The organism is Christensenellaceae bacterium, assembly GCA_031260975.1.
In the GTDB taxonomy this organism is placed as follows: domain Bacteria; phylum Bacillota; class Clostridia; order Christensenellales; family UBA1242; genus JAISKJ01.
The window spans coordinates 322,764-344,997 of record JAISKJ010000003.1; the positions used below are offsets into that span (position 1 = coordinate 322,764).

Here is a 22,234-nt window from a genome sequence, read left to right on the forward strand (position 1 = left end):
TTGTTAAAATTATTGACAAACGCGCGGGAATGTGTTAGGATATAGCAAGTCAGACTAAAATGGTAGGAGTTGTTATGAAGTTTTCTGCAAAAGCGTTATATGGATTGAGAGCATCGTTTGTGCTGGGGCAAAACTTTGGTAAAGTTGCGCTTTCGGTCAGCAGGCTTTCGGCTCTTGCAGGGGTCAGTCCGGCATACTTAGAAAAGATTATGCACACCCTAAAAAAGGACGGTATAGTTACTTCACAGATGGGCTCAAGCGGGGGATATGTGCTAAGCCGTCCGCCGCCGCAGATTTCGATAGGGGAGATTTTGACAAGCCTTGAAGGAGATTTATTCTTAAGCTCATGCGTAGCAAATGACTGTAAATCTAAGAACTGTCCCAACAAAAATATTTTTGAAATCATCTATTTTAGCATAAACGATGTGCTTAGCCGCCTGACACTGCAGCAGATGATGGATGAGTATATTAACGGTAATAAAAACCAAAAATCACCGACGGAGGTTTCTTCGCGGGCAACGGGAAGAATTCCCATAAAGGAGAAAAAATTATGAGAAAAATTTATCTGGATAATTCGGCAACAACCTATGTTTCAAATGAGGTGCTCACTGAGATGTTGCCTGTTTTTAACACAGTATACGGCAACCCCAACAGTCTTCACGGTTTTGGACGCGAGGCTCTGGCTCTTCTTGATGCTGCCCGCGACAAGGTTGCAGCAGCCATTGGGGCAAGCAGGGGTGAGATATATTTTACCAGCGGCGGAACGGAAGCCAACAACTGGGCAATCAGAGGGCTGGCTATTGCTAACAGCGCAAAGGGCAATCATATTATTACCTCAAAAATTGAGCACCACAGTGTGCTTGAAGCCTGCAAGGCTCTTGAAAAAATTGGATTTAAGGTTACTTATCTTGATGTAGATAAATATGGTCTTGTAAGTATACCTGACTTGCTGCATTATATAAACGATAAAACTGTTTTGGTCAGCATAATGGCTGCCAACAACGAGATAGGAACTGTTCAGAACCTTCAGACCATTGCCAAAATTGCGCACGAAAAGGGAGTGGTTTTCCACACTGATGCGGTTCAGGCGATAGGCGCTGTAAACATTGACGTGGGAGCTATGAATCTGGACGCTTTAAGCTTGAGTGCTCACAAGATTTATGGGCCAAAGGGCATAGGCGTGCTGTATGTGAAAAAAGGCATAAAAATTGAACCGATAATCTATGGCGGAAGTCAGGAAAAGGGTAAGCGCGGCGGCACAAGCAATGTGGCAGGTGCGGTAGGACTTGGAAAGGCTATCGAAATCGCTGTGCGCGATCTGTCGGTAAACAGCCAAAAGCTCAAGGCTATGCGTGAATATTTTGTAAAGAAAGTCAGCGAGCAGATAGAGGACATTTCAATCAATGGTCACCCCGCTCAGAGACTTCCGGGTGTTGTTAATATATCCTTTCACTTTATTGAAGGCGAAAGCTTGATGCTTCTTTTGGATATGGACGGAATCGCTGTGTCAACAGGCTCTGCATGCTCATCGGGCAGCCTTGAGCCCTCGCATGTTCTTGTTGCAATCGGCACACCGCCTGAATATGCTCAGGGGTCAATAAGGTTTTCATTCGGAAAGTCTACCACTCGCGAGGAAGTGGACTATGTGGTTGAGAGTCTTAAGAAAAACGTGAAAAAGTTGCGTGAGATGTCGCCGCTTAACCGCAAGTCACCCAAATAAATTCATAGCTTATGAGTTTATTTATAAATTTAAAACAGATTTTAAAATTTAACAGCCCGCGGGGGCGTCCCCGCAAGGAGGAGAAAAGTTATGTATACCGAAAAATTGATGAAGAGATTTATGGCGCCTCAGAATGTTGGCCAGATAAAGGGAGCTAGCGGCATCGGCAAGGTTGGGAACCCTGTTTGCGGTGACATTATGAAAGTATATCTTAAAATTGAAAACAATATTGTAACCGACGCCAAAATGAAAACCTTTGGATGCGCAGCTGCCATTGTTTCGGCTGATATTGCGATGGACCTCATAAAAGGCAAAACTGTTGAAGAGGCCGGTAAGGTCACCAATCAGGATGTTTTGAACGTTGTGGGCGAGGTGCCGTCTCAGAAAATCCATTGTTCAATTTTGGCTAAAGAAGCTATTGAAGAGGCAATAAAGGACTATAAAAAGAAGCTTGAAAAAGAAGCTATGCTCAAAGCCAAGAAATAATAATTTCAGCTTAGAAAAACCACTCAGAATTTACTGAGTGGTTTTTTTGTTTTTAAATTATTTTTTTGCCGGAGTTTTAGCTGTTGATGGCTTTTTATCTTCGGTTTTTGCCATTTGTTTTTCGACTTCTTCGGCAAAGTTGTCTTCGCGCTTAGCAAGTCCTTCGCCCATTTCGTAACGCACAAATCTTCGCACGGATATTTTTTCACCAATCTTGAGAGTGGCTTCAGTCAAAATATCTTTGATTGTTTTTGACGGGTCTCTAATAAAGGCTTGTTCAAGCAGACATACGTCCTGATAATATTTTTTGATTTTGCCTTCCAGCATTTTTTCGATTATAGCAGCAGGCTTCTTTTCGTTGGCAGCCTGAACTTTAAAAATTTCTTTTTCTTTTTGAATGTTTTCGGCCGGAACTTCTTCGGGGCTCACAAACAGGGGATTGGCTGCCGCAATCTGCATGGTAATGTCTTTAGCCAGCTGCCCAAAGGCATCACTTCCGGCAGCAAAATCGGTTTCACAGTTGATTTCTGCAAGTACACCAATCTTTCCGCCCATGTGGATGTATGACACAACCTTTCCTTCAGCAGCAATTCTGCCTGATTTTTTAGCTACAGCGGCAAGACCTTTTTCGCGCAGTTCCTTGATTGCCTTTTCTTTGTCACCGTTTGCTTTTTCAAGCGCGTTTCTGCAATCCAGCATACCGGCGCCTGTTATTTCTCTCAGTTCTTTGATATCACTAGCGCTTACCATAATTATTCTCCTTGCTTTTCAGTTTTTTCTTTTTTGTCTATAATTTTGCCTTCTACCACTTCTTCCATTTTTACTTCGTCATCGTGGCTTTCAACATTACGCAACTGTACGCCTTCTTTTGCTTCAATAACGGCATCGGCCATAGCGCTGACAATTAGCTTAATTGACCTGATTGCGTCGTCGTTGGCAGGAATTACCAGGTCTACATCATCGGGGTCGCAGTTGGTGTCAACAATGCCCACAACGGGTATTTTCAGTCTGCGCGCTTCTTTAACTGCAATGTGCTCCTTTTTAGGGTCGATTATAAACAGTGCTCCCGGAAGCTCGGTCATGTCCTTTATTCCGCCCAGGTTTTTGTTGAGGTAATCACGCTCGCCCTTGAGTTTTATTACTTCTTTTTTGGGCAGGAGTTCGAATTCGCCGACCTTTTCCATTTGATTAAGTTTAGATAGTCTGTCTACGCGTGAGCGGATAGTTTTGAAGTTGGTAAGCGTTCCGCCCAGCCATCGGCTGTTGATATAATACATTCCGCAGCGTGTTGCGTCTTGTTGGGCGGCTTCCTGAGCCTGCTTTTTTGTTCCCACAAACAAAATTGATTTTCCGCTTGCAGCAACGTCCCTTATAAAGTAATAAGCCTTGTCAATGAGATTTGAAGTGTCCTCCAGATTGATAATGTGAATATCACTTCTGACTGTGAAGATATACTTCTTCATTTTTGGGTTCCACTTGCGGGCTTGATGACCGAAGTGAACACCTGCTTCGAGTAGTTGTTTCATCGAAATTACTGACATATTTTTTCCTCCTTGTTTTGTCCTCCCCAAGACCCATGTTTAAAGCCCAAACCGCAGTGCGGCAACAAAGGGCTGTTAGTCTTAGGTGTGAATTTTAAATCACGAGCATAAACCCGTGATTTAATGAAACTGTGGCTATTATATCACACCAAACAAAAAAACGCAAGCGAAAAAAATGATACCTTGATGGTTTTTATGGGTTTATGCACAAATAACAGCCCGCGGCGGCTTTGCCGCTGCAGGGGCGTCCTTGAGCTTGCTTATTATTGCTTTTTATGTTAATATAATTGTATGTTACAAGAGATAATGAAATTGGGTGAATTAACTTTGCTGTCGGGATACAAGAAAAAGCAGCTTGCAAAACACAAGTTGCAGGATTTGTTTTGGGAGTGTACTTTGACTTGTAACGCAAAATGCAAACATTGCGGTAGCAGTGCTGAAAATAGAAAATATGACGGTGAATTGACAACCGATGAGATTAAAAATGCTTTTGCGCAGATAGCAAAAGACATGAACCCGAAAAAGATTTTAATAAATGTGACGGGCGGGGAGCCTTTAATGAGAGAGGATTTGTCTGATGTCATGGCTTATGCAAGTAAGCTGGGTTTCAGGTGGGGTATGGCTACTAACGGAATGTTGCTCAGCGAAGAAAATATCAGCAAGCTTAAGAGTGCGAATATGGAAACTATTTCTATAAGTATTGACGGAATTGGCACAATACATGATGATTTTAGGGGTGTTAAAGGCTCTTATGAGCGAATACTTAAAAATATAGAAAATTTGAAAAAAGCACAATTTGTAAGACATTTGCAGGTAACAACTATTTTTCATAAGGGAAACATATCACAGCTTGAGCAGCTTTACGGTATTATGTCTAGCCTTGATTTGACCTCTTGGCGTGTTGGAGTAATGGACCCGATTGGCCGAGGCAAAGAAAACAAAGACTTGCTGCTTGACGGGCAGGAAATCAAGCATTTGTTGGATTTTGTTAAAAACAAAAACCGAAAAGGTAAACTGAAAATTACTTATGCGTGTCCGGGCTTTTTAGGTTTGGATTATGAAAAAACGGTGAGAGGGTATTATTTTAATTGTAGGACTGGTATAAATGTTGCAAGCATTTTGTATAACGGCGATTTATTTGTTTGTCCAAATGTTTCAAGACGGCCGGACCTCATACAAGGTAACATACGAACCGATAATTTTTTGGATGTTTGGAACAATAAATATAAGCAGTTCAGAACGCAGGACAGAACGAAGTGTGAGCATTGCTCTGAATGTGAAAATTGGAAATATTGTTTGGGCGGAGCGTATCACACTTGGGATTTTGAAAAGGGTTTGCAAAAAATGTGCACCTATGATATGATGTATAAGGGAGAACAAAAGAATGTTTAATTGGCTTTTTAACCTAAGAGCGGGACTTTTTTATGGTGTGCCTCAGGCAGAGTATGGTGTGAGTTTATATGGAGTGCCTTCAGGTCCCAGCGTAGGCGAAATTTTTATGGCTATATTAAAATTCGTAATAATTCCTTTTATTATTCCTCTTGTTCTTACTATTGGCATTTTGGTGTATTCAAGACGGAAAGCTTTGTCAGGCATCAAAACTTTATGGTTAATTTTAATTGCATTACTCATCTATTTTGCGGGGTTTTTCTCACATTATATTGTTTATTCGCTTTAACTCAAAAATTAAAAAACGCAAGCCAAATGTTTTGATAGCTTAGCGTTTTTTATTGAATATAGTGGCATTAGTTGGTAGTGACCTCAACGGTCAGCTTGCGGGGAATCTTTTTTTAGCAACCCAAAATTTTGCTTGGCGGCACATCATTAGAACCGTATGTTTCTTTAAAAGATATGGTGTCTTCATAAAAGATTTCTGTTTTCTCCTGTGCATATTTTGCAACAGCGGCAAATAAGTTTATTTCCTCATCAATAAGCGGTCTTATATCATGTCCGCAAAGCTTCAGTGCTGTTTGTTCATCAAGCTTTATAACATTGAAACCCCATTCAACCCATTGGTTATAAGTTTTCTTTGAGTCGTTGCACCATGGCTTATATCCTTGATCGGTTTTTTCACATATATAACATCGGGAGCTTATTTGGAATTTTGCTTCAGCACAGAGATTTCCGTTTTGGCATTGAAGAATATTTAAGGAGATCTCCTCGCTTTCTGTCTGCATAATTTTTTCCTCCATATTTTTACATTATATCATAAATTCAACAAAAGTGCAATTCTTCTGTAGATAGGGCACTTTTGTTGTCTGTTGCCTTCCAACATTTTCCAACATAAAGAGTGGCATGAGGTGACATACTAATGTTGGGGAGGTATATAGATATGATGAATGATGGTATGATGTTTGCGCTTTTAACAGGAGCTGTTTTGGGTGCGGTGATAACCACTATGTGTAAACCGGCCAGAGAAATGGTTCAAAAAAGTGCTGATGCCATAGAAGAAAAAGTTAAGGCTATTAGCAAAAAAGTAAGCAATCAGCAAAAATCAAACAATTAAGTTTGTTGGTGCGGGTTTAAAAACCTGCACCATTTTATTTGTAAAATCTTTAAAAATGTGTTAAAATAAAAACAGCGAGGTAAAAGTTTTGCGAAAGCTAGGTTTAGATTTGGGCGATGTAAGGATAGGTATTGCACTCAGTGACCCTATGGGTATAATTGCAAGTGCACTTGAGGTTTATAATAGAGTAGAAATGCAGAAGGACCTTGAATACATAGCACATCTAACTAAGCAGCATCAGGTTGACACTATTGTTGTTGGGCTGCCTAAGAATATGGACGGAACTGAGGGTCCAAGGGCACAGATAACACGACAGTTTGGTGAGGACCTAAAAAAGCTGGTGGACTGCAAGGTATCATATCTTGACGAGCGTCTCAGCTCAGTTAGCGCTGAGCGGCTTTTGATAGAGGCGGATATGAGACGTGACAAGCGTAAAACCGTTATTGATAAAGTGGCCGCATCAATCATTTTGCAAAATTATCTTGACATTCACAGATAACCTCGAAATTAAAGGAGAAAAATTATGGCTGAAAAAATGAACCCAATAGATGCTTTGTTTGACGAAAATAACAGCGACCCCATTAAATTGTTTAACGAAAAAGGTGAGGAAATAGCGTTTGACCAGATTGCCGTTATTCCAAAGGGCAAAAGGGTTTATGCAATTTTGAAGCCTATTGCGCCCATGGAAGGCCTTGCCGAAGATGAGGCTCTGGTTTTTCAGGTTGCTGACCCCAGCGATGTAGTCGGCGAGTATTTGACTTTGGTTACGGATATAGACCTGATAGACGAGGTGTTTGCTGTATACGACAAGCTTATGGATGAGGAAGATAAGAAAAGAGGGAACAAAGGAAGTAAATAATTCCGGTTTCTTTCAGATTTTTTTGCAGTTTTCTGTTACCTTTTTTAGGGCAACGGTTTAGTGTGTATAAAAAATGACAGCGTTTTGTGCTGTCATTTTTGTAAACACACACAAACAATCCCCATAAAAATGTTTGGCGGATTTATTTAATTATTGTATAATAGAATATTAAATTAAAATGTGAGGTAAATAATATGATAGAGAACTATAGCAAAGTGCTTGATGATTTTGAGGATAAATTAAACAAACGAACAGACAGACTAAGTCAGGAATATTCTATTATTAGAGCGGGTCGGGCAAATCCTAAAATTCTGGATAAAATTTTTGTGGATTATTACGGAACTCCAACGCCTATCGGACAGATGGCAAATATTACTGTGCCTGAGGCTCGTATGATTACCATATCGCCTTGGGATATTTCTTTGGTTAAAGAAGTTACAAAGGCTATTCAGTCAAGCGACCTTGGCGTTAATCCAAGTGATGACGGAAGGATTATAAGACTGACTTTTCCGGCGCTGACTGAGGAGCGACGAAAAGAAATTGTCAAAGAAGTAAAGAAGATTTGCGAGGACGCAAAAATCGGCATAAGAAATGACAGGCATGATGTTTTGGAGTTTTTTAAGAAAGCCGAAAAAGACAAGGAAATGTCAAAGGACGAAATTACTAAGGCTGAGGCGGATGTTAAGAAGCTGATGGACAAATATAACTCTGAGGCTGATGAGCTTTGCCTCAAAAAAGAAAAGGAAGTATTGTCTGTTTAAGACTATTTATCAGGAGAGATAACGTGGGAATTTTTGGCAGAATAAAGAAAAAAGTTATAGACATAAAAAACATGCCCGAGCATGTTGCTTTTATTATGGATGGCAATGGCAGATGGGCCAAAAAGCGTGGAATGGACCGCACTTTTGGACACAAAGTGGGTTTTGAAAAAATAGAAAAAATTGTGCGTCACGCAAGCAGGATGGGTGTAAAAATTGTATCGTTTTATGCGTTTTCAACCGAAAATTGGAAGAGACCTCAAGACGAGGTTGATGCAATATTTAAAATTTTGACCGACAACATTGACAGGTTTGCCGATGAGTTTTATACCTCCAACATTAAGTTTAGAGTGTCAGGCGACATAAGTCCGCTGCCTGAGGGGCTTCAAAAGCAAGTAATTAATGCAACCGAAAAAACAAAGGGTAATACTGGGCTTATAGTGAATATTGCGCTGAATTATGGAAGCAGAGTGGAAATAATAACTGCGATAAATAAGCTTATTGCAGACGGCGTAAAAAAGGTGGATGAAGCAACATTTAGAAGGTATCTTCAGACCGAAAATTTGCCTGACCCTGATTTGGTTGTGCGAACAAGCGGAGAGTTGAGGCTTAGCAATTTTATGCTCTATCAGTGTGCATACTCCGAGCTTTATTTCCCCAAGATTTTCTGGCCGGACTTTGGTGAAAAAGAGTTTGACAAGGCTATCTGTGTTTATCAAGCACGAACGAGACGCCTTGGCGGTATCTAAAAGGATTGTTATGGAAAGTAAATTAATGAAAAGAGTAATCACAAGTGCGCTTTTGATTGTGACGCTTGCGGTGTTTCTGGTTATGCATGTGGTGCATGCCATAGCGTTTGACTTTATGATTGTAGGTCTTAGCCTTTTGGGCACACATGAGGTGCTGAGACTTTTGAAGGGCATGGGCAGACCGACCTATTCGGTTGAAGCTTATATATATCCCGTTCTGTTGTTTTTGCTTGTATTGCTTAGTCAGATATGGGCGTTTACAGCGCTGACTGTGTTCCTTGTTGGACTTGGGCTTATGGCTTTGTTATATGTCATTACTCTTTTGTTTAATTTGTTTGTTGACCGGACAACCACTGAGCAGGACGGTTTTAGACAGGGCACGGGCATGAGCAAAAAAGAGTTTGTAATTTTTAAGACTAACAACACAGCGTTTACATTTTTGTATCCAAACTTTTTGTTAGTATTTTTATACATGATAAATCATATTAATAATTTAGGGTTTGGAAGAATTTCCGATACATATTCCGCGGGTTATATTGCGTTGTTTGGAATTATTCTGGTGTTTTTTATTACTATGTTCAGCGACAGTGCCGGTTACATTTTTGGAAGTCTTATAAAGGGCCCCAAGATATACCCGAAGCTCAGCCCCAAAAAAACATGGTCGGGCAGCGTATTCAGTTTGCTGGGCGGAATTGTGGGAGCGTTGACTGTATACTTTAGTTTTGCTGCAATCTTTCCGGAGGTTTATAGTATAATTGCTTGGTGGAAGATTATGCTTATAGGGCTGTTTGGTTCGGTAGTTTCTCAGGCTGGGGATGCATTTGAATCGTTTTTAAAGAGAAGAGCGGGCGTTGACGAAGCAGGAAATCTTCTTCCGGGTCACGGCGGCATGATGGACAGAATTGACGGACTTATTTTTAGTGTGCCGTTTGTATTTATCTGTTTATTGCTTATGCTATAAATATTCAAATCTATTTGGTTTTAAATTTTAAAAAAGGAACCGTAAAAATTGTCACAATTATTAAGCATATCATCATTTTTATCGTCCGCATTATATATACTTCTGGCCATTCTTGTGCTTTTGGTTATGGTAACAATTCACGAACTAGGGCACTATACGGCAGGCAAACTTCTGAAGTTTAAGATAAACGAGTTTGCTGTAGGCTTTGGAAAGGTACTGTGGAGTAAAGTAAACAAGGCGGGTGAAAAGATTTCGCTAAGGCTTTTTCCCCTTGGCGGATATTGTGCTTTTGAGGATGAAGAGGGTAAGGACGGGAAAGAAAATCCAGATTCTTTTATAAAGCAGAAACCATGGAAAAGATTGGTTGTGCTTTTTATGGGGCCGTTTTTCAATCTGATTTCGGCGGTGTTCTTTTCATTTATATTTTTGTTGGCTTACGGTTATGCTGACAGAGTTCAGGTAACAAAGGTAGATGCGGACTTCAGAGTTGCTGCCGGTATTGTTCAGGAAACTGATTGGTTTATGGAAGGCGATGTTATTTTGGCTGTTAACGGAGAGCGCACAAATTTTGTGTATGACAAATATTTTTCAAATCTTGCGGTGAGTTTTGACGAAGGTGAGACATATGAGGTTTTGGTAAAGCGTGATGGGCAGGAGCTTACGCTTGTAGTGAGTAATGCCTATAAACCCATTCAAAGCCGAGTTGAGACTGAAAGCAACAGCAGGTTTTATGCAATAAACGGCAGAGATTATATTTATAGAATTTATGCGGGTGCAGACGGAAAGCTGGTTTTGACCAACACTAAAAATACTGACGTAAATTATACCAGCGATGAAAACGGAATTTGGCTCATTGGTGACGTTAAAATTAAAGCAACGCTGACCCATGACAGCATTACAAGTGAGGATTATTACAGCCTTGGCTTGCTGTGGGGCGGAATTGAGCATGATTTTTATAAGTACGGATTTTTTGAGGCTATAGGGCAGTCGTTTGTGTTTGCCTTTGGCTGGGCGTGGAAGGTTTTGGTGATTTTGTGGGGGCTTATCACCGGCGGCATTGCTCTTAGCGGGGTGGGCGGTCCTATAACTACCATCACAACCATTGCAAGTGCTACGCAGATGAACTTTGCAAACTTCTTCTTGTTATTGCCTTTAATTTCGGCGAACTTGGCGGTATTCAATCTTTTGCCGTTCCCGGCTTTGGATGGTGCCCGAATGGTGTTTGTAGCCCTTGAAGGGATATTCCGGAAACCCGTTGTCAGCCGAAATGTTGAAGCATATATTCATTTTGGCGGACTGATAGTTTTATTTGCATTTGTTATCATAATTGATATCATACATTTCTTAGTATAAAAGAAGGCATAGTAAATAACTATGCCTTTTTAGTAGAGTTTCATGAACACATGAGCCGTAGCCACAGCATCTGCAACAGCTCTGTGAGCGCCGATAAGTGGAATATTCAGTTTGTCACACACGGTTTTTAATTTATGGTTGTGAATAGAAAGTTTCAGTCGAGACAGTGCCAGAGTATCTTCTATGGGATTATCGAAATTATAACCCGTACGCTTGCCTTGAACTGCTATAAATTTGCAGTCAAACTCAGCGTTGTGGGCCACAAGAGTTGCACCCCTTGTATACTTATAAAAATCGGGTAGCACTTGATTGATGGTGGGGGAGTTAATAACCATTTCGTCAGTTATGTTGTTGATGGCGGTGGCATCTTCGGGAATGTGCTTTGAGGGCTTTATCAATGTTCCAAAGGTGCTGACAATAACGCCGTTTTCAATTTTTACGGCGCCGATTTCGATAATTTCATCTCTTTCAGCCGTCATGCCGGTGGTTTCAAGGTCAAACACAACAAAGGTTTTGTCCAAAAGATTTTTGTTGACGGTCTTATTTTCAAAAAGACCTACCTGATGCTTATCCTCATAATTCCGGGGCTTTATAAAATAATAATCGCTGGCCTCACTCTTAAACTTTGGTGCTTCTTCGATTTCATCCAGAATTTTGCAAAGTGACAAATCCCTTACTTTAAGGCTCATTCTGTCACCGTATTTTTCTATATTTCCTTTTATTACCACTTCACAGTCCTTGTCAAGCAATAAGTTCATTTTGTGAACTGTGGCTTTGGTGGCAAAGTATACGCAGTTTATAAAGGTGTTTCCGTCTTTAAGAGTAAAACTAAACAGCTGTTTTTCAAGAGGGACTAAGTTGCCTTTTTCGTCTTTTGTTGTACGCTTTGATTTGAAGGTTCTCATTTTTAGATTGCTCATCTTGCCCGCTGCAATCACGCCCAAAGCTTCTTTTAGACTGATGTGTTCGGGCGGGGTAGTGATTGGGTCACCTACAATTTTTTGAATAACATCCACATTAAATCTTTTTTTACGGCCCGTCATCCATGAGGTGGCTATGCTTATCTCTTCAATTTTTTTCTGTTGTGTTTCAAGGTAACTGTCATAAAAGGCGTGGTCTATCTCAAGCTCCTTAATTTTTAAAAAGAACTTTCCGCAATAATTCTGACCAAGCTTTTGAAGCAAGTCGCTCTCAATTCCTACGCGCAAAAAATAATCCTTTACAAAGCTATCGATGGCAATTTCAAATGTGACGGTATCTTTTTCTTTTGTTACCCCCAGCGTATCCCTCTTTATGTAATCACTGATGCTGGCATGGTTTGTGCTGAAATAATCCATTACAAAATTTTGCAGCAGCTCCTGTTCAAGATAGCTCTTTCTTATACTTATTTCAAGCGCGGCGTTTATGCTGAGAAACTCGCGGGTGAGCTTTGATATGATTTCTTTTTGTTCTTCGGTGAGGTCATCTATCCATTCGGGATATATAAAATTGACCATACATTTGTTATCGCTTTTCTTATATACCGCCGAGTGCAGTTTTAAAAAGCTGAATGTATTGCCTGTTTTGTTATTAATAAAATCCACTACTGAATAGTTCATATTAAAATTATAAATGATTTAACTTTTTGTGTAAAGAGAATTTAGCAAAAGTATATTATATGAGTATCTCATTGTCAAATTACGAGAGGTAGTGTCAAAAGAAAAATGATAAATTTACTTGTAAAAGAATAGAGAATGTAATATAATATATATTATAATTAGGGAGGGTTTATTATGAAAAAAACTTTAGTTGCATCAATGGCTATGGTGATGTTTGTAGGAGTTGCTTTTTTGTTTACAGGCTGTTTTTGGGATGGCGACGACAATCAAACTTCAATTGCGGGGGAATATATCTGTGATCAGACAAACTTTTCTCAAACACAAATGGATAATTTATCAGTTAGAGTGTTATATAACAATGATGGTGATATTGTAAGTTCATGGGAAAATTCTTGGCATGCTCCGACAATAAACTCAACAATCAATTCTGTAAAGATGAAATTGAATGATGATGGAACAATTACACTTTCAGGACTTGCCGCTTATTTTGGAATTCCAACACCAACACTTAAATATACTTTTGAAAATAATGTTCTTACAATAAAAAATGCAAACGATACCAATTGGTCAGCTACATCCGGAATGTGGAAACGTACAATATTTAGTGCTTCATATAATGCAACACTTAAACAAATTACTATTTGTTATCAATTTGAAAATGTTAATCTTGAGGGCGAGCAGGGTATGTATATAACTTTAACCTTTACTTTACAGCAATAATTTTTGGAAGAGCGAATACCTTTTATTATTATTTTGCTTGTAATTTTGTGAGCAATGTGATATAATAAATATGCTTATAATAACGACTGGGAGTGGAGGACATTGTCCTTCACTCCCGTTGTTTACAAAGGCTGTTTAAAAGAGAGGAAGATATGTCAAAAGTGGCAGAAAAGGTATCAGAACACATAAAGCCAATCGTGGAGGATTTGGGCTATGAGCTGGTGGAGGTTGAGTATAAAAAGAGAAACGACGGAATGAATTTGACGGTTACGATTGCAAACGAGCGTGAAATCGGAATTGAGGACTGTGAAAAGGTGCATCTGGCGATTGACGGGGTTTTGGATGACCTAGATCCTACAAACGGTGAGACCTATAGGCTGAATGTATCCTCACCCGGTCTTGACCGAAAGTTTAAGACAACAAGAGACTATGAGCGGTCGCTGGGGCGAGAGATTGTAGTCAAGCTTTATACTCCGATAGAAGGCAGCAAGGAGTTTGTGGGAGTACTGAAGGAAGTTACAGGAATTGAGATTACTCTTGAAACAGAAAATAAAATAATGGTGTTTGAAAGGTCGCAGATAGCGAGCAGTCAGCCATATATTAAATTTTAACAATAATGCCCCTGCGGGCAACATGAAATTTAAACTATTATTTAGAAGTAAATAATTAAACTAGAAAAAATTTAGGAGATAGAAATGATAAACAAAGATTTTTTTAGTGCATTAGAGGACCTTGAGCAGGAAAAGAAGATAAATAAGGAATACTTTATAGAATCGCTGGAGATAGCACTGACTTCGGCATACAAAAAAAATTATGGTGAGGCAAAAAGCGCGCGTGTGAGGCTTGACCCGGAAAAAAGCACTATAAAAGTATATAGTTATAAAACAGTGGCGGAGGAAGTTGAAGACTCCGACAAGCAAATAAGCCTTGAAGAGGCAAAAGCTCTTAAAAAGAGCTATGAGGTGGGAGATACTATTACACAGGAAGAATCTCCCAAAGACTTTGGAAGAATTGCAGCTCAGATAGCTAAACAAGTTTTAATGCAGCGCCTCAGAGAAGCTGAGCATAAAGCGGCACTAGAGGAGATATCCGAAAAGCAGAATGAACTACTCACCGCTATTGTGCGCAGGGTTGATATGGGCCAGGTGTTTGTAGAAATCCCCGGCACTCAAACCGAAGGTATTTTGCAGGAAAAAGACCAAATTCCGGGTGAAAAATATGGCGTTGGTCAGCATATAAAGGTTTATGTAAAGACTATCCGTGACACCGAAAAAGCAAGTCATGTACAGGTTACAAGAAGCAACGCAAGTTTTGTAAAAAAGCTGTTTGAGCTGGAGGTGCCTGAAATATTAAGCGGCGAGGTTGAAATAAAGAACATTGTAAGAGAAGCCGGATATCGTACTAAAATGGCAGTTTTCAGTGCCAACCCAAATATAGACCCTGTGGGCTCATGTGTAGGAAACAAAGGGCTTAGAGTAAACAACATTGTGGCAGAGCTTAACGGCGAAAAAATTGATATCGTTGAGTGGAGCGAAAATCCGCTACAGTTTATTGCAAGGGCTCTCAGTCCCGCCAAGGTTGACACAGTATATTCGCTTGAAGGTGAAAAGACAGCCCGGGCAGTGGTGCCTGACGACAAACTGTCGCTGGCTATCGGCAAAAGCGGTCAGAACGTAAGACTAGCTGTTAGGCTGACAGGATGGAAGATTGACGTTAAGAGCCACAGTGCTGCCAAAGAGATTGACGGAGACTTGTTCCTTAGCAAGGACACCAACTTTGACATAGGCGACGACAGCTCGGAGTTGTCGGATATAAGTGACGAAGGACTGTTGGACAATATTGACGCAGAGGGCAAATAAAATGAAAAAGGTTCCATTAAGAATGTGCATAGTGTGCAGACAAATGAAAACCAAGGCGGAACTTGTTAGGGTCACAAAGACCCAGGACGGACAAATTTTTGTGGATGATACAAAGAAAGCCGATGGGCGGGGTGCTTATGTATGCAGCAATAATGAGTGCCTGCACAAATGTATTAAAACACATGCACTGAATAGAGCATATAAAAAGAATGTTGACAACAGCAGTTATGAGATGCTACAGGAACATATAAGGAAAAATTAAGAATTTTTTCTTGAGTATCTAAAAGAAATAAAGACTTTGGGTAAGTTGCCAGCGGGAACAGGCGATGAGTTACCCCACCACCGCATAAGGAGAATAAACTTGGCTATAGAAGAAAAAAGAGAACAGGATGATATGACCGCACTAAAGGTTGTGGACACGCTGACGCGCGAGAAAAAGATTTTCGCGTTGTTTAACAGTGCCGGAAAGCTTAGGCAAGATCTGACCGCATTTGGAGAGAGTGTCAAAAGTCATATCACTGCTACCAAAAAAGAGGCAGAGGCGCAGGTTATGCATGAGGCTCAAAAGCAAAAAGAAGAGCAGCAGAAGGCCCAAAAAGCGCTTGAAGCCAAGGTATTCTTGGAAGCTATTAATATTCAGGAGCCTAAAGAGACTCCAAAGGCGCCGGAGGTTGCACCGAGTACGTTGCCTATTAAGCCAGCACCTTCGCCACGTCAGGTTTATCAAAATGACGCACCTCAAAAGAGGTATAATCAAAATTATAGCCCAAACCAGCCACCAAGACCGCAGGGACAGGGAGGCTTTCAAAAGCCATATGAGAGAAAACCTTTTGATGGTCAGAGACCTGCGTTTGGTCAGCAGCGCCCCTTTACTCCGCGACCCGGAGCACCTGGTGCACCCGGGGCAAGGCCGCCGTTTAATAAGCCGTTTGGCCCAAGACCCATGGGTCCGAGACCTGCGGGTGCGGCAGGTGCTGTGGGCGATAAGAAGTTTTCAGCAAAAACTGCCAGAGCAGACCTTACGAGTGCAGCAAGTGTGTTTGTAAACAAAGAGCGCGATTTTGTTGGCAAGAAGAGAACAGGATTTGACAAGAGCAGTCAGGATGACAAACGAATTAACAAAAAGAGTTTACTTCGACGAGGGCTTCTTGAAGAGCACAACATTGAAGAGCGAATGGTCAGCCGTAAGGCTAGGCTTAAAAAAGACAGACAGCAGGAGACCGTTATTGCGGCCCCTGTTTCACATGCAATTATCACTACGCCAAACCTGACAGTTAAGGTTTTGTCTGAAAAGATAGGTAAGACCGCAACTGATATTATAAAAAAGTTTATGATGCTTGGAATTCCTACCACCATAAACAGCAGTATAGACTTTGCAGCGGCAGAGCTTGTTTCAAACGAGCTGGGTATTACGCTGGAGCTTAAGCTTGACAAGACCGCTGAAGAACGGCTGGCTTTGACCCGTAAGGTTTCAGACAGCTCTGCCACCGAAAAAAGAGCTCCGATTGTAACGGTTTTGGGTCACGTTGACCACGGAAAGACTTCGCTTCTTGATTACATACGAAATACTCAAGTTTCAAAGGGTGAGGCTGGAGGCATAACACAACACATAGGCGCTTATAAGATAGTGTGGAAAAAGGAACATATAACATTTATTGACACTCCGGGACACGCGGCTTTCTTTAATATGAGAGCAAGAGGTGCCAGCATAACAGATATAGCTATCTTGATTGTTGCAGCCGACGACGGAGTGAAACAGCAGACCATTGAAGCTATAAAGCATATTAAGAAAGCAAAGGTGCCCATGATTGTTGCTATTAACAAAATGGATAAACCTGACGCCAATATAGAACGTATTAAGCAGCAGCTTGTTGAGCATGATGTTATCCCTGAAGAGTGGGGAGGAGACGCCATTCTGGTGCCGGTTTCGGCCAAAACCGGAAATGGTATAGACAAACTTCTTGAAACGATTATCCTTCTTGCTGATGTGCAGGAGCTTAGAGCTAACAGCAAGCGTGACGCTGTGGGAACAGTTGTTGAAGCAAGACTTGACAAGGGGCTTGGGCCTGTGGCCAATATTGTTGTTCAAAACGGAACCTTGCGCATTGGTGACAATGTTGTTTCGGGGTTTGCGTTTGGGCGTGTTAGAGCCCTTATTGATGACAAAGGAAATAATATAACAAGTGCCGGACCTTCGGTTCCGGTGTCTATCCTTGGCTTTAACAGCGTGCCGGGTGTAGGGGACTTTGTGCAGGTGGTTGACGAAAAGCTTATTAAAAATGTTGTAAGTGAGCGAAAGTCTAAGCTTGCAATTGAAAAAACCGAGCGTGCCGGCGGTGTTACGCTGGATGACTTCCTGAACCGTAAGGTAGAGAGCAAAAAGGTGTATAAACTTATTGTAAAGGGTGATGTTCAGGGTTCGGTTGAGGCTTTGAGCGAGGCGCTGGGTGTTATTGAAAACGAAGAAGTTGTGGCGGAAGTAATCAGCGCGAGTGTAGGAAACATAAGTGAAAGAGACGTGACTTTAGCAGCTGTTTCGGGAGCTCGTATTATTGGATTTAACGTAAAAGCTGACAGCAAAGCTAATTCTCTTGCTGAAAAACAAAAGGTGAGCATTAAATATTATAACATTATTTATGATGTCACTGATGATGTTGAGGCTGCCATAAAGGCTATGCTGTCACCCAAGTATGAACAGCGGATTGTTGGTCATGCTGAGGTAAGGGCGCTATTCAAAATAAGCAAAGTGGGGACAATTGCGGGCTGTATGGTAACAGACGGCAAAATTGTAAGGGCCGGATTTGCAAGAGTTTTAAGAGATAAAAAAGAAATCTTTATGGGTGACATAGAGAGTGTTAAGGTTGTTAAAGACGAAGTGAAAGAAGTATTGAGCGGTTTTGAATGCGGCATAAAGCTTAAGGGCTTCAATGATTTTGTTGAGAGTGACGTAATAGAGTGCTGTGTTAACGAACGTATAAATTAGTGAGAGGGGAGTGTATATATCTCTTCACTAAGGCTTGATATTCTCCTCTATGTTGGCAGTAGTGCTAAATTTGTTCACTTACAAAATTTTGCTAAACCACTTTGCTTCAACGCACAAATTTTGCTGCGTTCACAAATTTAGCACTACTGCCGACTAAAATATTTCAATACAGAATATTGTAGTTTGCAGGATTGTTCAGAGAAATATAGGTATATCCCTTATTAGGGGAGAGAAGCGAGGCTTCAGCAGATTCTATATCTATGAAAATGTTTGAGACTAATTACTCTGTTAATTTGGGGAGATAAAAAGGAAAATATTGGAGGTGAAATATGTCATTGAGACTTGATAGATTAAATTCGCAGTTGAAAAAGGATATTGCATCAATAATTACTTATGAAATAGGTGACCCGAGGTTGGGGCTTGTCAGTGTGACGAGTGTAAAAATTACTCCGGACCTGAAATTTGCAAAGGTTTTTGTGAGTATATTCGGCAAGGAAAAGGATGAAAGTATGAAAATACTTAAGTCTGCTGCGGGGTTTATCAGAAATAAGCTGGCCCATTCTATGAAGATTAAAACTGTGCCGGAGTTGACTTTTGTACTTGACGAGGGCATGGAGCATGCTGAGAAAATAAATAAAATAATAGAAAGTTTTGAAGGGGGGAATAAAGATGCCCAGAAAGACTAAAAGTAATGTTATAAAATTGCAGGAAGCCGGCAAGTGCGCCGAAATTGTAGAAGCGATTTTTGACGCAAGCAGCGTAGGTTTGTTTGCTCATGTTTCCCCGGACGGCGATACGCTTGGCAGCTGTCAGGCGCTTAAGATTGCGCTGACAAACATGGGAAAGCGGGCTCATATTTATTGTGACGGTATAGTGCCTTTTAATTTCAGATTTTTAGACGTAAAACTTGAGGAGGATGACAGTCTTATTCCGACGCTTGACTTGTGTATTATTGTTGACAGCAATGTGAGAAGTCAGCTTGGTAAATATGCCGACATATTGGAGGACGCGCAAAAGCTTATGGGTATAGACCACCATGCTAATGTGGGTGACGAGTATAAGGTGGCAACAAAAGGTTATTTTGACGATAAAAGTGCTAGCTGTGCTGAGCTTGTATATGATATTATTGACGAAATCGGCTTGGGGCTTGACAAAAATATTGCAGCAAGTCTTTATGCCGGAGTTGCTGACGATACAGGAGGTTTTAGGCACCCCAACACTACGGGTAACTGCTTTAAGGTGGCAGGTATATGTGCTGATGCCGGAATTAACCTTGCTCAGATTAATCACAACATTTTTAAGATGAAACCGAGCGGGCAGATAGGGTATTATAAAAATATAGTCAAGAGAATGAAACTCTTTTTGGATGGCAAATTGATTGTAGTTGATATAAACAACAAGCTATACAACAGGTTTAAGTATAACTGTGAAGCAACCGAGATATTTGATTTGTTGGTGGGTGTTGCGGGTGTGGGTGTTGCGATTAAAGTTACCGAAAAGAAGCCGGGAGTGTGGAACATAGGGTTTAGGTCTACCAAGGTGAATGTGGCAAAGCTTGCTGCAAAATTTGGTGGCGGCGGGCACACACTTGCTGCGGGCGCCCGGTTTGAGGGTAAATATAAAGTCCTGCTTAAAAAAATTCTGTCTGAATGTAAGGCGGTTTTATGATAGGCATAGTAGTAATAAACAAAGACAAGGGTTTTACATCAAATGATGCGGTTGTCAAAATCAAAAAGTTGACAGGACAAAAGAGAGTGGGGCATCTGGGAACGCTTGACCCTATGGCGACAGGAGTTCTGCCTGTATGCTTAGGTAAAGCGACGCGATTATTTGACCGATACTTAAAAAAAACCAAGACATATGCAGCTCATTTTAGGTTTGGAATGCTCACCGATACGCTTGATAGTGAAGGGGTAGTTTTACAAAAAAACGGTAAAATTCCGGACAGGGCATCGATTTTGGAGGTCTTAGATAGCTTTAGAGGCAAAATAATGCAAATTCCGCCTAAGTATTCAGCAAAAAATATAGGCGGAGTTCGTGCATATAAGTTGGCTAGACTTGGAGAGGAAGTTGAGCTGGCACCCAGGCAAGTTGAGGTGTTTAAGCTTGAGCTGCTTGGTCAGATTGATGATGAAACTTTTGAGTTTGAGATTGAATGCAGTGCAGGAACGTATATTCGAAGCCTTGGAAGAGACATTGGCGAAGCGCTTGATACATGTGCCGTAATGACAAAACTAACGAGGACCCGCTGCGGCGAGTTTGAACTAAAAGATGCGCTTCCGCTTGAGGGGCTCACGAAACAAAAAATTGAAAACAACTTAGTTTCGCTTGAATCGGCGCTGAAGGATTTGCCGCAAATGACGTTGACGGGCGACGAATTTAAAAGATTAATGAGCGGACTGAAATTAATGAAATCTGACAGCGGTGAGTATCTAATTTTGTTTGAAAAAAAGGTTGTGGGTATAGGCAATGTCACAAATGGTGCAATTACACTTACTACAAATTTGTATGAGGATTGATTATGATAAGATTTGGCCCTGCGGGCAATAGCGAAATATTTTTTGAAGAGGGGCATAAAAGCAGCCTTGAAGCTCTTGCTTGGCTAAAAAAAAGAGGGCTTAGTGCCTATGAGTATCCATTTACACGCGGCATTAATATGAGTGAAGAACTTGCAAAAAAGCTGGGACAGGCAGCAAAAGAAAATGGGATAGAAATAAGCGTGCATGCACCGTATTATATAAATTTTGCGGGAAATAACCCAGATTTGCTTGAAAAAAGCTATGGTTATGTGATAAAATGTTTACATTACCTAAAACTTATCGGTGGCAAGAGGTGTGTTTTTCACCCCGGGACCTGCGGAAAAATGAAACGTGAGGATGCGCTCAAGCTTTTGAGAGAACGCATAACTGAGCTTGTTAAACGAGTGAGGGCAGCGGGGTTTGGTGACATGTATATTTGCCCCGAAACGATGGGTAAGCACGGGCAGCTGGGAACGTATCAAGAAATTGCTGAGCTTTGTGCAATTGACGAATGCTTGCTTCCTGCGGTTGACTTTGGGCATATAAATGCTTTTGAAGGGGGCAGTCTTAAAACCGAAGCGGATTTCAAGCGGGTGGTGGATGAATTTATAGCTAAAATCGGGCTCCATCGTACTCGCAAGATACATATACATTTTTCTAAGATTGAGTATGGCGGTAAGGGCGAGGTAAGACATTTGACGTTTGAAGATAAAATTTTTGGACCCGAATTTGAGCCGCTATCAGAAGTATTAAAGCAATATAACATGGAACCGGTAATTATTTGCGAGTCAAATGGCACACAGGCTGAGGATGCAATGCAGATGAAAAAGATTTATGAAGAACTCAGATAAAAGATATAAGCGAAGCTTGCCGCTTTGCATAAGGAGGAAATAAATATGATAGTAGCAGGAGATTTTAGGAAGGGTGCGACTTTTGAAATGGAGGGTAAAATTTATACCGTTGTTGATTTTCAGCATGTTAAGCCCGGCAAAGGGTCTGCGTTTGTGCGCACCAAAATTAAGAACATTGTAACAGGGCAGGTCCTTGAGCGCACTTTTAACCCGTCGGATAAATATCCGGTGGCGGTTATTGAAACCAAGGAGATGCAGTACCTTTATAATGAGGGAGGGCTTTATTACTTTATGGATACCGAAACTTATGATCAGGTTCCTTTTAATAAAGATCAGGTTGAGGACACTATGCAGTATATTGTTGAAAATATGACAGCCACTGTTCAGTTTTATAAGGGTGAGGCCTTCAGTGTGGTTCCGCCAAACTTTGTAGAGCTCACTATTGTGGAGTGTGAGCAAGGCGTTCAGGGAGACACTTCGAAGGCGGGCGAAAAACCGGCAAAACTTGAAACGGGGCTGAGTGTCCGCGTGCCTCTATTTGTAAACAACGGCGATAAAATCAGAGTAGATACGAGAACAGGAACATATATCGAAAGAGCATAAGCTCTTTTTTTGCGTCTATATGAAATATCCTTTCGGCTACGCTTGCTCCTTTGCCCATCAACAGTTATTACTTGCAAAGAAAATGATAAATATGCTATAATAAGTGCATGGATAAAATAATAAATGAGCGTAATAAAGTAAAAAAAACTATGGGGGGGGGGGAGCTGA

The 22,234-nt window shown here is 40.9% G+C and carries 26 protein-coding genes; 21 read left to right on the top strand and 5 right to left on the bottom strand.

Annotated elements, in window-relative coordinates:
- Nucleotides 1-74: 74 nt before the first annotated feature.
- From LBN07_02110 to LBN07_02120, 3 genes are all read left to right on the top strand, one after another.
- Entirely contained in the window at nucleotides 75-554 is a 480-nt protein-coding gene (locus LBN07_02110; GenBank protein ID MDR0850259.1) for an Rrf2 family transcriptional regulator, read from the top strand.
- Nucleotides 551-1,720, top strand: a complete 1,170-nt coding sequence (gene nifS / locus LBN07_02115; GenBank protein ID MDR0850260.1) for a cysteine desulfurase NifS — start codon at nucleotides 551-553, stop codon at nucleotides 1,718-1,720. Before LBN07_02110 ends, nifS begins: the two co-directional genes overlap by 4 nt.
- A gap of 90 nt (nucleotides 1,721-1,810) precedes the next feature.
- Nucleotides 1,811-2,206, top strand: a complete 396-nt coding sequence (locus LBN07_02120; protein ID MDR0850261.1) for an iron-sulfur cluster assembly scaffold protein — start codon at nucleotides 1,811-1,813, stop codon at nucleotides 2,204-2,206.
- 57 nt (nucleotides 2,207-2,263) lie between these two features.
- Here the strand turns inward: LBN07_02120 and tsf are convergent, their stop codons facing one another.
- Together tsf and rpsB are read right to left on the bottom strand one after the other, a co-directional pair.
- Nucleotides 2,264-2,962: a translation elongation factor Ts gene (gene tsf / locus LBN07_02125; protein ID MDR0850262.1), complete on the bottom strand. Its 699-nt coding sequence runs from the start codon at nucleotides 2,960-2,962 to the stop codon at nucleotides 2,264-2,266.
- The gene (gene rpsB / locus LBN07_02130; protein MDR0850263.1) at nucleotides 2,959-3,747 is read right to left on the bottom strand and encodes a 30S ribosomal protein S2; all 789 of its coding nucleotides are present in this window, start codon (nucleotides 3,745-3,747) and stop codon (nucleotides 2,959-2,961) included. Before rpsB ends, tsf begins: the two co-directional genes overlap by 4 nt.
- Before the next feature lie 291 nt (nucleotides 3,748-4,038).
- Between rpsB and LBN07_02135 the strand changes: the two genes are divergently transcribed.
- A complete protein-coding gene (locus tag LBN07_02135; GenBank protein MDR0850264.1) occupies nucleotides 4,039-5,139 on the top strand; it encodes a radical SAM protein in 1,101 nt (366 codons plus the stop codon).
- Nucleotides 5,140-5,181: 42 nt separating this feature from the next.
- Here the strand turns inward: LBN07_02135 and LBN07_02140 are convergent, their stop codons facing one another.
- Together LBN07_02140 and LBN07_02145 are read right to left on the bottom strand one after the other, a co-directional pair.
- The gene (locus LBN07_02140; protein MDR0850265.1) at nucleotides 5,182-5,343 is read right to left on the bottom strand and encodes a hypothetical protein; all 162 of its coding nucleotides are present in this window, start codon (nucleotides 5,341-5,343) and stop codon (nucleotides 5,182-5,184) included.
- Between the two features lie 194 nt (nucleotides 5,344-5,537).
- A complete protein-coding gene (locus LBN07_02145) occupies nucleotides 5,538-5,939 on the bottom strand; it encodes a hypothetical protein (protein MDR0850266.1) in 402 nt (133 codons plus the stop codon).
- 119 nt (nucleotides 5,940-6,058) lie between these two features.
- Here LBN07_02145 and LBN07_02150 point away from each other — a divergent pair, with 119 nt between their 5' ends.
- From LBN07_02150 to rseP, 7 genes are all read left to right on the top strand, one after another.
- The gene (locus tag LBN07_02150; GenBank protein ID MDR0850267.1) at nucleotides 6,059-6,253 is read left to right on the top strand and encodes a hypothetical protein; all 195 of its coding nucleotides are present in this window, start codon (nucleotides 6,059-6,061) and stop codon (nucleotides 6,251-6,253) included.
- A gap of 88 nt (nucleotides 6,254-6,341) precedes the next feature.
- Nucleotides 6,342-6,752, top strand: a complete 411-nt coding sequence (ruvX, locus tag LBN07_02155; GenBank protein ID MDR0850268.1) for a Holliday junction resolvase RuvX — start codon at nucleotides 6,342-6,344, stop codon at nucleotides 6,750-6,752.
- A 24-nt stretch (nucleotides 6,753-6,776) separates the two neighbouring features.
- Nucleotides 6,777-7,112: a DUF1292 domain-containing protein gene (locus LBN07_02160; protein ID MDR0850269.1), complete on the top strand. Its 336-nt coding sequence runs from the start codon at nucleotides 6,777-6,779 to the stop codon at nucleotides 7,110-7,112.
- A 194-nt stretch (nucleotides 7,113-7,306) separates the two neighbouring features.
- Nucleotides 7,307-7,873 carry a ribosome recycling factor gene (frr, locus tag LBN07_02165; protein ID MDR0850270.1) on the top strand — a complete coding sequence of 189 codons (567 nt, stop codon included), beginning with the start codon at nucleotides 7,307-7,309 and terminating at the stop codon, nucleotides 7,871-7,873.
- 23 nt (nucleotides 7,874-7,896) lie between these two features.
- Nucleotides 7,897-8,619, top strand: coding sequence for an isoprenyl transferase (locus LBN07_02170; protein MDR0850271.1), 723 nt, complete (start codon nucleotides 7,897-7,899; stop codon nucleotides 8,617-8,619).
- A gap of 10 nt (nucleotides 8,620-8,629) precedes the next feature.
- Nucleotides 8,630-9,580, top strand: coding sequence for a phosphatidate cytidylyltransferase (locus LBN07_02175; protein ID MDR0850272.1), 951 nt, complete (start codon nucleotides 8,630-8,632; stop codon nucleotides 9,578-9,580).
- A 48-nt stretch (nucleotides 9,581-9,628) separates the two neighbouring features.
- Nucleotides 9,629-10,933: an RIP metalloprotease RseP gene (gene rseP / locus LBN07_02180; GenBank protein MDR0850273.1), complete on the top strand. Its 1,305-nt coding sequence runs from the start codon at nucleotides 9,629-9,631 to the stop codon at nucleotides 10,931-10,933.
- Between the two features lie 29 nt (nucleotides 10,934-10,962).
- Here the strand turns inward: rseP and LBN07_02185 are convergent, their stop codons facing one another.
- The gene (locus tag LBN07_02185; GenBank protein ID MDR0850274.1) at nucleotides 10,963-12,531 is read right to left on the bottom strand and encodes a hypothetical protein; all 1,569 of its coding nucleotides are present in this window, start codon (nucleotides 12,529-12,531) and stop codon (nucleotides 10,963-10,965) included.
- A 174-nt stretch (nucleotides 12,532-12,705) separates the two neighbouring features.
- On the opposite strand from LBN07_02185, the gene LBN07_02190 reads away from it, so the two are divergent.
- From LBN07_02190 to efp, 10 genes are all read left to right on the top strand, one after another.
- Nucleotides 12,706-13,251: a hypothetical protein gene (locus LBN07_02190; GenBank protein ID MDR0850275.1), complete on the top strand. Its 546-nt coding sequence runs from the start codon at nucleotides 12,706-12,708 to the stop codon at nucleotides 13,249-13,251.
- A 152-nt stretch (nucleotides 13,252-13,403) separates the two neighbouring features.
- Nucleotides 13,404-13,862: a ribosome maturation factor RimP gene (locus LBN07_02195; GenBank protein ID MDR0850276.1), complete on the top strand. Its 459-nt coding sequence runs from the start codon at nucleotides 13,404-13,406 to the stop codon at nucleotides 13,860-13,862.
- Nucleotides 13,863-13,946: 84 nt separating this feature from the next.
- A complete protein-coding gene (nusA, locus tag LBN07_02200; GenBank protein ID MDR0850277.1) occupies nucleotides 13,947-15,110 on the top strand; it encodes a transcription termination factor NusA in 1,164 nt (387 codons plus the stop codon).
- A 1-nt stretch (nucleotide 15,111) separates the two neighbouring features.
- A complete protein-coding gene (locus LBN07_02205) occupies nucleotides 15,112-15,372 on the top strand; it encodes a YlxR family protein (protein MDR0850278.1) in 261 nt (86 codons plus the stop codon).
- A 99-nt stretch (nucleotides 15,373-15,471) separates the two neighbouring features.
- Nucleotides 15,472-18,093 (top strand): translation initiation factor IF-2, encoded by a 2,622-nt coding sequence (infB, locus tag LBN07_02210; GenBank protein MDR0850279.1) that lies wholly within the window; start codon nucleotides 15,472-15,474, stop codon nucleotides 18,091-18,093.
- A 329-nt stretch (nucleotides 18,094-18,422) separates the two neighbouring features.
- Nucleotides 18,423-18,779 carry a 30S ribosome-binding factor RbfA gene (rbfA, locus tag LBN07_02215; GenBank protein MDR0850280.1) on the top strand — a complete coding sequence of 119 codons (357 nt, stop codon included), beginning with the start codon at nucleotides 18,423-18,425 and terminating at the stop codon, nucleotides 18,777-18,779.
- Nucleotides 18,763-19,761 carry a bifunctional oligoribonuclease/PAP phosphatase NrnA gene (locus LBN07_02220; protein ID MDR0850281.1) on the top strand — a complete coding sequence of 333 codons (999 nt, stop codon included), beginning with the start codon at nucleotides 18,763-18,765 and terminating at the stop codon, nucleotides 19,759-19,761. Before rbfA ends, LBN07_02220 begins: the two co-directional genes overlap by 17 nt.
- Entirely contained in the window at nucleotides 19,758-20,612 is an 855-nt protein-coding gene (gene truB, locus LBN07_02225; GenBank protein ID MDR0850282.1) for a tRNA pseudouridine(55) synthase TruB, read from the top strand. Before LBN07_02220 ends, truB begins: the two co-directional genes overlap by 4 nt.
- 2 nt (nucleotides 20,613-20,614) lie before the next feature.
- Entirely contained in the window at nucleotides 20,615-21,463 is an 849-nt protein-coding gene (locus LBN07_02230) for a TIM barrel protein (GenBank protein MDR0850283.1), read from the top strand.
- 45 nt (nucleotides 21,464-21,508) lie between these two features.
- Nucleotides 21,509-22,066: an elongation factor P gene (gene efp, locus LBN07_02235; GenBank protein MDR0850284.1), complete on the top strand. Its 558-nt coding sequence runs from the start codon at nucleotides 21,509-21,511 to the stop codon at nucleotides 22,064-22,066.
- The last annotated feature ends 168 nt before the right edge of the window (nucleotides 22,067-22,234 follow it).